The sequence below is a fragment of the Kribbella sp. CA-245084 genome (assembly GCF_050942355.1).
In the GTDB taxonomy this organism is placed as follows: domain Bacteria; phylum Actinomycetota; class Actinomycetes; order Propionibacteriales; family Kribbellaceae; genus Kribbella.
In genome coordinates this window covers 1,195,652-1,207,284 of record NZ_CP192053.1, presented here as the reverse complement: position 1 = coordinate 1,207,284, position 11,633 = coordinate 1,195,652, and the positions used below count along the sequence as shown (strand labels likewise).

Genomic DNA, 11,633 nt, shown 5'->3' with positions numbered 1-11,633 from the left:
CCGTGTCAGGTCAGCCTGAAGACCCGCAGGCTCCGGACCGCGCCGTTCGGGTACGGCATCGGCGGGTCGATGTTCAACGAGGGACAGCTGAGTTGGGCGGGGCGCAAAGCTCTAAACTCCCGTCTCGACATGAGTCGCTGTGGCTCACAGGAGTCAAGCTCCGGCTTCGGCACAGAGGAGGGGTAATGGCTCAGTTCCTTATCTCGGGTCCGGGGACGCTGCAGCGCTTGGCGGGCAAGCTCCCGGGGACGAAGGCGATCGTCGCGGCTGTCGCGTACGCAACGCGCGATGACCACCTACCGCTTGGTGCCGGCGACGACATCATCGTCAATGCCAGCCTGAACAACGTGCTCACAGGCGTGACCGACCCTTCGCTGATCGAGAAGTGGCTCGAACTCGGTGTCACCGTGAGCAGCCACGATGACCTGCATGCGAAGGTTAAACGCGCGGAGGCTGGACCGCAGTTGGCTCCACGAACTTCTCGGAGCGGGCCAACCGTGTGGAGGAGGCCATCTGGCTTGGGAACGACCCCTCGACCTTGAAGCAGGTGCAACGTTTCCTTCGGCGGCTCAAGGACGACGCCGTTGCGCTGGACAGCCATTGGGTGACGGTCCACAGGCCCCAGTTCGCTACGAGGCGGCCTCACCTTCCGAGTGCGGGCATGGGCCGACGACCTCGCAGCATCCTCCCGGTCAAGCTTCGGAGGCTCGTTCTCATCGACGGTGTTCCTGACCAAACACCTGTACCGAAGTACGTCGAAGTCGCCCTCGGCGCCATCGCCGCAGGCGCCCGGTTCCAGTCGTGGGCCTGCCAGGTTGGGACTGGCAGCCGCGTTCGTCCCGGGGATCTGCTGGTCTGGGCAGACCAAACCACGGGCGAGATGGATGCGCCCGTGCTGGTCACGTCACGACCTCAGCGCGGCAGCGCGTCACCGTGGGCCGCAACCATCTACGACACTCAGCTCAAGCCCGCGAGACTCGCAGAGCTCTCGTCGGCGTTGAGATCACGGTTGATCCGGAACCAGGAAGCCGTGGTTGACGACTCCCGAACTGTGGGCGCGATTCTCTCCTGCTGGGGCCTCATTCCCTAGCGCATGGGCTCGCTGAACGCGAACTGGTCCGCTCTCGACGCTACCTCGCTTGCGTCATGCCTCCGACTCTCCATCCTTGGCAGGCTTGGTAGGAGTGCGACGTTCGGAGGGAGCCAGCACACGTGGACCTTCACCTGCTTGTGGTTTTCGTCAAGCTGGGCGCCACATGCCGGCAGGAGTTCCGCTCTTGGAGATTTCGCCTCTCGCCGGGGCCGACCCGCATACCGCTGGGCAGAGGTCCTAAAAGTTGCTGTAGGCAAGATCCTGCTCCGTCACAGCTCCGGGGGACGGTGCCAAACGCTAGTCACTGCTGATCATCATCGACGGACCAAACCGCAGGTCAGGGCTCTATTCGGCGATCTGCAGCCGAGCTGTTCGCCACGCTGGAAGAGATCTACGCCATCTTCGAAGGCAACTCATGCCTCTGGGGCGAGGGTTTCGGTTGGGCTTCGGGACGGTGTTCTGTTCTCGAGCAGCCGAGGCGGGAGGTCCATTCGCGGAGGCGGCGGAGGGCTAGGTCTAGCTCGCGGTGGAAGGCGAGGGGGCTGGAGGGGGAGGCGTCTTCGAGGTACGAGGCTTCCCAGAGCGTGCGGAGGGCGGAGAGTTCTTCGACGAGGGCGCCGTGGTGTGACCAGCAGGGTGGGATGACCTTGTGATCCAGGTTGTAGCGGCCTGTTAGCCACACGACCCAGGTGTCGAGGCGCTCGAGTTCCTCGGTGGCGGCCCCTGCGTCGAGGTCGCGCCAGCAGATGATGAACGGATCGTCGGTGGCGAGGTCGAAAGACTTCAGGAGGTCGTCGCGCGACGTCATTCAGGTGGCCTTCTGCCTCGGGTCGATTGAGCGATGCTGTTATGGATCTGGGCTGCATCCGGGCGGGCCGGCCAGGGAGTCATGTTCAGGAGGATCGGTGGCGCGGTACGGGCGAGGAGGATGCCGGTGCCGAGTGGGAGGGTTCGGATCACGTCGGGTGGGAGGATCGGGATGCGTCGGGTGCTGGTGGAGATGGTGCGTTTGCCGTCGGGACCGCGGCTCCAGTTCCGGATTTCCTCGTCCCGGTCGCCGCAGACGGCGGCCAGGTCCTGCAGGTCTCGAGGTTGGGCGGATCCGCCGAGGATCAGGCGGAGGGTCGCGGCGTCCCACATCGCTGCGGCGGCCTGCTCACCCCACTTGTCCCTCGCCTGAGCCAGGGACTGGATGACGACGAGAGTCGAGATACCTGAGCCGCCGCCGTCGGCCATCAGGGAGGGCAGCGACGGTACGGCGCAGAGGTTGGCGATCTCGTCGAGGATCAAAGCGAGTGGGGGCTCGAGGCGACCGCCTGGGTTGCCGGCGGCAAGCTGTCGGGCGGTCTCGGTGATGTCTTCGAGGAGGGCCGCGATGAACGCTGACGTTGCGCTCGCACCGATGCCGGTGCCGAGGAGGTAGATGGTGCCGCGGTTCGCGATGAAGGTCTTTGGATCGAGCCCCTCGCCGTCTGCTGGGTCGAAGGACTTTCGTACGGCGGGATCGGCGAGGGCGGAAAGAGCCGAGCGTACCCCCGCCCAGACCGCGTCTCGGGTTCGGCCGTCCATGCGGACGATGCCGTCGAGGGTGTCGCCCCAGCCTTCTGCGGCGTCGATCGATCGGTTGAGGATGGTGACGGCCTCGATGGCTGAGGCGGGTTCGAGGCTCCAGCGATAGAGCTGCGCCACACCGGCACCGTCGATGGCCGCCGCATGCAGTAGCCCACGCAACGCCATCTCCGTTTGTCCGTGCCAGAACGCACCGTCGGACACACCACCTTTGGTGAAGCCTGCGCCGGCAGCGAGCCCGCTGGCTCGCACGATTGCTGTAGTCGGGTTCTCGCAGCCACGAACCGGCGACCAGCGGATACCTTCGACCTGCCCGAGACCTTGCGGGTCGAAGATCGCAACCGGCCCGCGGGTACGGCGAAGCTCAACAGTAGCGACGAGATTGTCCGGCCGCGTGGAGGTGGTGACGACGGCACCGGGCGCGTCGATGATGGCACCGATGATCTGGTGGAGGCCCTTGCCGGAGCGAGGCGGACCGAGTGCTATCTCGGAGTCCTCGACCGAAGCCCAACACTCGCGCCCGTGCGATCGCCCCAGAAGCCGTCCCACATCTGACGGTTGCGGACGTCGTACGGCGGGCCGCGCGGACCGACCCCGGCCCAACACCTGGCCACGCCCAACCGACGCCTCGACGTCGGCAGCGGTAGCAAGCCCTGGCCGCTTGGCAAGAGATCTGGTACGACGTGCCCCGCCGGCCTGGCGTTTCGTCCACAGGTAGTGGACGCCGACTCCACCCGTGATCGGGATCATGAGCAGCACGGTGAGTACGACCCAATAGACAGCGGGATGAAACGCTCGGCTCGGTAGTCCGAAAACCCGCGCAGGATCGCCCGGATCGAGCACGACCTTGAGCGCGCCGACCCAAGGTGTTTGGATCCACTCGTGCGTTGTCAGAAGACTGCTGAGACCGCCTGCGAGATAAAGGATCCCTGCACTCGACAGCAATAGTGCGCCGCCGACGATGGCCATGTCCGAGAGATCCCTGGGAGATCGTCCCCCGGTGTCCATGTCACATCCTTCCGTCGGTGTCGAACAACCGAGCCTCGCGGGCGTGCCGAACGAGCTGTACGACGAACGACCTGCTCGGGAGCCGCCACAGTGCACGACCCTTGGGGAGCTTCGCGATGGTGGATACCTCGACGTCCGTGAGCCCTAGCAGGGTCGCCGTACGAGCGAGCTGGTCGGGTTCCTGCCGCAGCATGATCCGTGTGGAGCAGTCGGCCAGCAGCCCTTCGGCGAGGGCGCGGGCCTCCGACCCCAGATCGCCTACGGCGGCCAGGTCTGACAGGCGGTGGACGATCAGGATGTTGGAGACACCCCACGCGCGCGAGAGTTTCCACTGCTCCTGCATCCGGCGTAGCAGGGCGGGATCGCGCATCACGCGCCAGCCTTCGTCGTACACGATGAACCGTTTCCCGCCGGCCGGATCGGTGACGGCTGCCTCCAGCCATGACGAGGCACACGCGAGTGTCAGGCGCAGCGCCTGATCATTGCCTCCAGCACTGATCCACGACGAGTCGAGGGAGACCATCGGCAGCGATGGGTCGAACCGGGTCGTCGAGGGGCCGTCGAACATACCTGCCAGATCGCCGTGCACGAGCCGTCGGATCGCGTGGGCCAGCTCTCGACTGTCGGCCTCCGACGTACCATCACCGAGCCCAGGCGAGAACAGAGCTTCGACCACGTCGGGAATCGTCGGTACTGGAATCCTGGACGCGTAGTCGACGGCCAGATCGAGCGCGGTGTGCTCCACTGCTGACAACGGTCGGCCCAGCGTGGACTCGGCAAGTGTTCCGAGCAAAGCGCGCCTGCGGGATCGGACGATTCGGTCCCAGTCGTCGTCCGCGACGCCGCCAGGACGGCTTCCCGCGTCCAGGGGGTTGAGTCTGGTGGATAGGCCCGGCCCGAGCTTGATGACCGATCCGCCCACCGACTCCGCAACCGCCGTCCACTCCCCTTTCGGGTCGCATGGCACGTAGGCCCGATGGCCCAGGGCGATGGACCGTGTGATCAGCGCTTTGGCCGTAGAGGACTTCCCACTGCCGATGACTCCGGCTAGCAGCAGGTTCGGGTTGGTGATGACGCGCGACTGGTACAACTCCCACGGGTCGTATACGAAGGACCCGCCGCTGAAGACATCGTTGCCGATGTAGGTGCCGTTGGCACCCAACCCGCCTTCGGCGAGGAACGGGTACGCGATCCGGAGGATTCTGGTGGTCGCGCGATGGTTGTCCACCAGCAGCGGAAGCCTTCGACGCAGGCCGGAAATCTCGGCCGGCACGTGCTCGTCATCGGGCGAGCGCTTGGCGGGCGTCGTACTGCGCGACGCAACCCGCCCGGCCCGCCGATTGGCTCGCCTCGTTCTTCGATCTGTCTCGGTGGGTTCGAACCACCCTGCGTTCGCCTTCATCCGAGACCGACCCCGAACGGCAGAGCCGCTGCGAGGAACCCTTCCATCTGCTGGCCGGCGAGACGACGTACGTCGAGCAGCGCCTGCGACGCCGCGATCTCGATCTCGGTACACGCCTCGTCGAGACCGTCCTCGGTGTCCGCCGAAACCGCGATCAGGCCGATCCACCGTACGTCGCCGTGCCCGGCAGCAAGGTCCTTCTCTCGTTGAGCGACGTCGGCGTCGAGCTGACGGTCTTCTTCGGTTTCCATCTGTCCGACACGCTTGCGGGTCGCGCGATCAGTGACCCGTTCAACCTGGTGACGGCGGGCGTCGCGGAGCGCTTTGCCGATCGGGACTGGCTGCAGGACGAGTGAGAAGGTCCGTCTGATCCCTGGCTTGAGCAGGAGCGGACTGAGGAATGACGGCGTCGCTCGCAACCGGGGCCACTCGGTGACGACGTACACCCTGTGGAACGACGAGTCAGTCCGCAGGTGGTCCCAGGCCGCATCGACGGCCAGAGGCGCTGCGTCCACGGGATCGATGTCAGCGACAAGCGTCCGCGTGGCAGCAGGGTCGAAGGCTATTCGCAAACTCGCGGCCAGATCGGCGGCGTTGAGCCAGGCGCCTGCGACGCCAGCTGCCGCGAACGAGGTCTGGAATGCACGGGACTCCGAGTCCAGGACGGCCATGGCTCCGGCCAGTCCACCGCCGTACTTACGAACCTCTTTCGACACCGCTTCCAGGTTCAACGCAAAGCTGAACAGCGTCTCGTGCCGAGCCGCGGCCGGCGCCGCATGCTGCAATAGGTCACGGTAGATCGCTCCCGCGGGGCTCGATGCGTCCAGACCGCGCTTGCGCGCCCAATCGCCCAGTCCGTCGCCGGGATCTGGGATGGTCCGCTCGAGGATCTGCGCCCTGGCGATCCGGTTGCTCTGGCACAGGCCGGCGATCATTCGGCCGTACGCCGCGACGCGCCGGTCCTGCTCGTCGGAGTTCTGGAGGAGGTGTGCGGGTCCCTCGATCTTCGCGACTGCGATCAGCCGGCGGCGCCGCGGATCGTGTACTGCGCCGATCGACGATCGGGTGTCCAGGATCCGCAGCGGGCTGGCTTCGCCTGGCAGCTGTAGAGAACCGTGCGGTCGCGGCGTCAGTAGGTTGGCTCGGTACGACTGGTTCTTGCGCAGTCCGCGGATCACATGGGCTGCTCGCAAGACGACCCAGCGGTACGCCGGTAGTCCCTCGAAGCGACCGAATGCGGTGACTGCACAGACAACTGTGGTGGTCATACCAGCCATCCGGACCGGCGCCGACCAGCCGGCGAGCAGTGAGGTCAGGGACGAGACGATGCCGATGATCACCAGCGCTACCTGGATCGGTCGCAGACCGAGCAGCAGCGAGTTCCGCTGCGGTCGTGGAAATCGTGCTGAGAGCGCGTTCGACATCCTCAGTCACCCTGCTCTGCTGGCTGGCTCGACCCGTTTCCTGGCCCACCCGACTCGCCGTCGACCGAGACCTCCACTGCGATGGTTGTCGGTCCTGAGTCCGAGCCCGTCGTCGGTGGTGCTGCTGGTTCCGGCTGGGCCGAATCGCCCTGCGACTCTTGGCCGTTAACCGGATCTGAGGCGTGGTCGGTTTGCTCGGTCGACTCGTTGCCAGTGCCGCTCGTCGACCCGTCATCGGGATCCTGATCGCCGCCGACGACCGGTGATGGGTCGTCCTTGTCCGAGCCGCTGAAGTCTCCGGCTGCCCACTGCTGCAGGCGCTCGAGTTGGTCCTTGCCCGCCTCGACCCCCGCTGCGCCCTGCTGGAGGATGCGCGTCGCCGCTTGGCCCTGGTCACCGGCCCAGTGAATGAACGAGTAGGTCGCCATTGGAGCGAACGCCGCCATCGCGACCAGCAGGATGCCGGCGATGAACGTGCCGATATTCGGCGCATCGTCCTGTCCGGGCGCTCCCACAGCGGAGAAGCCAAGAGTGAAGACCAGCGCCATGGCGATCTTCGAGAACAACAGCGCGCCGACGATCTCGATCCACCGCCGAAGCCAATGACGGGTCGCCGACCAGGTCCAGCTGACCATCGCGACGGGCGCGAAGATGACGAACGCGACCAGTGCGACGTCGCGGATCAGCATGACGAAGTACAGCGAGAACATCGCAAGTAGACCGAGCTGGACAGCCAGCAGAAGGATGCCGCCCAGCGTCGGTGCGGTCAGGAAGACCGTGATGTCGGTCATCCTCTTGATGCCATCCGTAGCGGTGCTCCCGACGAGGATGCCTGTAGAGATCTCGTCGACGACACGTCCGCAGGTCGCAATAGCACCGACCGCCAAAGGCACCCCGGCCGTTCCGACCAAGGCGCCGACGGCCGCGTGGCCGAGGCGGGCGGGCTCGCGACGGATCACGGCGGAGACACATTGCAGAATGAAGACGGCGACGAGGATCGGGAGCGAAAGTCCGATCATCAGGTCCAGGTTGTCCTTCCACCACTTCTGGTCGAATGTCGGCGACGTGCTGGTGCTGAACGTTTGAAACACGGTCACCGACAAGTCGGACAGACCGTTCGCGGACCATCTGAGGAACGAGTCCCAGGCTGAGTTCGCGGCCTTGTTGCCCAGATCTCCGACGGCGCATCCGACGGGGTTCAGGAGGCATTCACTCCATGCCATCCCTGGCCCCTAGCCGATCTGGATGCCGCTGAAGAAGCGGATGATCGGGTTGGCCGAGGCGATCAGAATCGCCGCGCCTGCTGCTATCAGGCAGCCGAGTTTGCCCCGACCTGCGTAGTGCGAGTTGCTGCCAAGACTCCCCATCGCCCAGGCGACGGCGGAGATCACGAATGCGGCCACGCAGACGACGAGGCTGAAGGTTTGCAGCGCACCGACGATCTCGCGCAGTGCGGGGAGGCCGGGCAGACCGCTGGAGTTGGGACTGACCCCGGGATCTTGGAGTTCGAAGAAGCTGAGCATGCGTTGCCTCCTGGTGCTGAAGAGCACCACTGGGTTGATTAGGTGGTCGGGTAGATCGGTGGCGCCCAACCGAGATAGGCGGCGCCCCATTGCTTCTCGATTGCGCCGACGTCGACGAGGTACACGCCGCCCTGGCCGGGCGCGCGATCGCCGATGTCGTTCGACACGATCTGGCCGTTGCCGACGTACACCGCAACGTGCCCGTAGGGACCTTGGGTTGACCAGAACAGCAGCGCACCGACTGGCGGCCGGCGGTCATCGGGGCGGGCGTTCCCGCTGCTGACCATCTGGTCCCACTGCTCGGCTGCCGAGTAATAGCCGGAGTTGGAACGGCCCCAGATGTTCGACGCCAAGCGAGCGCACAGCTGGTAGTAGCCGCGGCTGCCGACGAGGTCGAGTGCTCGGCGAATGGCCATGTCGGCGCCGGGAAGCTGGTCTGTGTCGACAACTCCCCAGCTCCCGCACGCACCGACGCCGGGTGTCGAATTAACGAGCCCGGCCGCCATCTCATAGTTGCTCCGGTAGTTGCGGCCGTCCGCGAACGCCGACCGCTGCACCTCCTGCGCAGCAGCCCACGGCTTCATCGCGGTCCAACCAGGCACATTCGCGAGGGCTGTGTAGAACAGTCCCGCCGCACCGGCCGGGTCCATGCGGACCTCGACCGGGCCCCAGCCGTCACGCTGCTGGAACAGCCCACGCGAGTCTGGACCGCCTGCATCTCCTCGGTCCGTGTTCCGCAGAGATGACTCGGTCATGGCTGTCATGACCGCGATGACCTTGCCGGCTTCACTCATTCCGTAGCGATCGCCGACGCCGACGATCACTGCCAGGTTGGAGGCCTGCTCTGCGTCGAGACTGGAGGCCTTCGAGGTCTGGCGCGCTTCACATGCCTCCGCCCCCTTCGCCACGCTCACGAGCGGAGTCACCAGGCCAGCGGCTGTCGCCACGAAAGCGCCCACGGCTACGAGCTTGACGATCACTGTGGCAGCTCGTTGGTGGCCGACCAGAACGTGCACTGTGGCCGACAGATCACACTGACCGTCAGATGCCGCTCAGTCCTGGTCGTCGCACCGTCGACCACGTTGTCCTGCGTTCCGCGTAGGAGGAGAGCGTGCCAGCCCTTCGGTGCTCTGGGATCCCTCGCTAGTGCCTCCAGCTTGGGTGTCGTCGTCGCCGTCACGTCCCGCAGGCTCGCCCGTGCCCCGTGGGCCTTCAGCTCCTCCCATTGACTGGCGTACGGGAGCATGCTGCGTGCGATCGGCGCGGAGTCCGGCGCCTCCAGCGAGTCCGCGAACGACGACACGGCGTTCTGCCACTGGGCGTACGTATGAACCGCCGTGTCGTACGTCCAAATTGTCGTGCCGAACGCGATCGCATACTCGACCGGATCCGTCGTGGCGGGCCGTACCCAAACCGACAACGGCGCCGGACCAGGCGTCGACGTACCGGTCACGTGGCCGGGATCGGATTGTCCTGACCCGCTATGAGCAACCTGCGGAGTTTCTCGCCAACCGATCACGAGCGCCAGGATCACGATGACAAGCAGGATCAGGATGACGATCGGTACGACGAGCTTCGAGTTCGTGACTCGACGCATGTCAGAGTTCCCTTCGTGTCTTCGCCGACCTGAGCCGAGCGATGAGTGTGCGCGCGACAGGCGCGGGGATGATGCCGAAAGCGGCCTGCAGGCGCAGGTAGAAACGGAACTGGGCGAGGTAGTACCGAACGAGCCAGCTCCGGCGGAGTGGATGCCTGTCCAGGTTGTTCATGGAAGCTCAACGTCTGAGCCCTCGTGACCCCTGAGTAACTTCGAATCAGGCTGCGTGAGCGAGTCCCAGTCCGAGACCGTCATGCCACGACGCACCCGGCGGCCGACCGAACCTTCTGGATCGGTACGACGTACGAGGTGACCTCCCCGCAGCTTGGTCGATCCACTGCCGGACAACTGGATCCGCGAAGACCCCATCCGGCGGCTGCCCAGCCGCGAGGCGCGATAGCGCCGACGTCCGGATCGGTCCGTTGTGGAGGAGCCACGCCAAGCCCTCGGCTTGATCTCTCGGTACGCCGATGGCTCGCAGGCGTGATGTGATCGCGTGCTTGGAGAAGCCAGGGCCCTCAGCCGCGACAACCAGGCGCCGCCGCACTTCGCCAACCCGGAGCCCGGCATTCTCCAACCGCACTCCGATGCGGTCGAGCAGTGGACCCAGCTCCGCGAGCATGCTCGGCTCCACGGATTCAGGTACGAATTCCAGCAACGGATACCGCTGTCGCCGCCTCGCTTCCTGACGTACGACGTCGGCCAGCCGCCACCGCACCATGTTCGCCAGGTAGCCCCAGGTCACTCGGCCGACAGGGAGCTTCTCGGCCAACCGATGGCAGCGTTCCCATGCCACAACTCGTGCCATCTGGGCTGCCTCGTCGTGGCCCAGGGCGGCCCGAAGCCGGCCGGGCAACTCCGCGACGATGCGTTCCTCGATGGCAGCGGCAAGTCGCTTCGACGACTCCTCCGCCCACCCCGAGTGCGCTGCGTCGGCCAGGAGCGCCTGAAGTTCTTCAGTCACTGGCTCACTCCGTTTCCGATGTCTCGGACCCTGGCCCGAGAACTGACGCTTGCTGTCGGCACCAATCTCGACCGGAGCGGGTCGGATCTGAACCCGGAGTACGAAGTCCCGGAGTCCTGGATTTCGTCACAGGGACGGGCCTGTCGGCGACGGGTCAGGACTGTCGAACTCTGGTAGCTGCTGCCGGCTCGGCTTGTAGTCCGCCAGGGGTCGCGTCGAGACCATCGCGTCGTACAGACGCTGCGGGCCGTTCTCGGTTTTCAGCAGACTCGCCGCGGTCTGACCATCCGGGATCTCGACAGCGCGGACCCGCTTGTAGAAGTAGGACAGGTCAGGGTGCGAGGCGATCGCCGTACGACGCCACGCCGGATCGCTGTCCAAGGCAACGATCACGGTGTCGGTGACCGTGTAGCGGTACAGGGTCTTCGCCTGAGCCGAGGACAGCTGCGAACCACACATCGGAACACCTGCCCAGCGCTCACCTGCCAGGCGCCCGAGGTTCTCAATCGCAACCGCATCCAGCGGATCGTTGACGACTACGACAAACGCTCCCTCGGTCAGGATGTCTAGTTGCTCCTCGATTCCAACCAATGCGTTCGACGGACGGTGGATCAACGTCGTCGGGGACGCCGAGTACTCCGGCTTCGCACCCGGTCCGACGCCGACGAAACCGACAGGGTCGAGCCGTTCGTCCCGCGAAAGCAGCATGAGCCGATCACGAAACACATCAACAGCCGTACCTTCCTGCGTCCACTCGGACAGGCCGGCCCTGATCAGCGTGCGGAAGTCGAATCCCTTCTCACGCAGGTGATCGGTCAGCCGGGTGAACGAGTCAGGCGCGTACCCGATCCGCCACGACGAGCCCGTCTCCAGGACACCACCGACGCCGCGTTCCCGGACCTGATCGATCGGCCAGCCGACATTTGCCCTGAGCAACTCTCGCCGGTAGAACCTGGCCGCAGCCATGTTCGCCACCATCATTCGCTGACGTTCACCGCTGATCAGCACGTTCTCGGAATCCGATGACACAGCATTCATCACAACCTCCGTAGA

General features: G+C 65.5%; 10 protein-coding genes. All 10 read right to left on the bottom strand.

Annotated elements, in window-relative coordinates; genetic code table 11:
• Positions 1–1,484: 1,484 nt before the first annotated feature.
• Positions 1,485–1,901 carry a hypothetical protein gene (locus tag ACQPYH_RS06050; RefSeq protein WP_432887776.1) on the bottom strand — a complete coding sequence of 139 codons (417 nt, stop codon included), beginning with the start codon at positions 1,899–1,901 and terminating at the stop codon, positions 1,485–1,487.
• Positions 1,898–3,631: a type IV secretory system conjugative DNA transfer family protein gene (locus tag ACQPYH_RS06045; RefSeq protein ID WP_432887773.1), complete on the bottom strand. Its 1,734-nt coding sequence runs from the start codon at positions 3,629–3,631 to the stop codon at positions 1,898–1,900. The genes ACQPYH_RS06050 and ACQPYH_RS06045 overlap by 4 nt, the downstream gene beginning before the upstream one ends.
• Before the next feature lie 40 nt (positions 3,632–3,671).
• Complete coding sequence (locus ACQPYH_RS06040) at positions 3,672–4,943, bottom strand: ATP-binding protein (protein ID WP_432887770.1); 1,272 nt, start codon at positions 4,941–4,943, stop codon at positions 3,672–3,674.
• A gap of 125 nt (positions 4,944–5,068) precedes the next feature.
• Positions 5,069–6,496: an SCO6880 family protein gene (locus tag ACQPYH_RS06035; RefSeq protein WP_432887767.1), complete on the bottom strand. Its 1,428-nt coding sequence runs from the start codon at positions 6,494–6,496 to the stop codon at positions 5,069–5,071.
• Between the two features lie 2 nt (positions 6,497–6,498).
• Complete coding sequence (locus ACQPYH_RS06030; protein WP_432887764.1) at positions 6,499–7,719, bottom strand: hypothetical protein; 1,221 nt, start codon at positions 7,717–7,719, stop codon at positions 6,499–6,501.
• 9 nt (positions 7,720–7,728) lie between these two features.
• Positions 7,729–8,019, bottom strand: a complete 291-nt coding sequence (locus ACQPYH_RS06025) for a DUF6112 family protein (protein WP_432887761.1) — start codon at positions 8,017–8,019, stop codon at positions 7,729–7,731.
• Between the two features lie 38 nt (positions 8,020–8,057).
• Positions 8,058–8,978 carry a CHAP domain-containing protein gene (locus tag ACQPYH_RS06020; protein ID WP_432887758.1) on the bottom strand — a complete coding sequence of 307 codons (921 nt, stop codon included), beginning with the start codon at positions 8,976–8,978 and terminating at the stop codon, positions 8,058–8,060.
• Positions 8,979–8,995: 17 nt separating this feature from the next.
• A complete protein-coding gene (locus ACQPYH_RS06015) occupies positions 8,996–9,616 on the bottom strand; it encodes a hypothetical protein (protein WP_432887755.1) in 621 nt (206 codons plus the stop codon).
• A gap of 217 nt (positions 9,617–9,833) precedes the next feature.
• The gene (locus ACQPYH_RS06010; RefSeq protein WP_432887752.1) at positions 9,834–10,580 is read right to left on the bottom strand and encodes a hypothetical protein; all 747 of its coding nucleotides are present in this window, start codon (positions 10,578–10,580) and stop codon (positions 9,834–9,836) included.
• Positions 10,581–10,706: 126 nt separating this feature from the next.
• Positions 10,707–11,618, bottom strand: coding sequence for a hypothetical protein (locus ACQPYH_RS06005; RefSeq protein WP_432887749.1), 912 nt, complete (start codon positions 11,616–11,618; stop codon positions 10,707–10,709).
• Between the last annotated feature and the right edge of the window lie 15 nt (positions 11,619–11,633).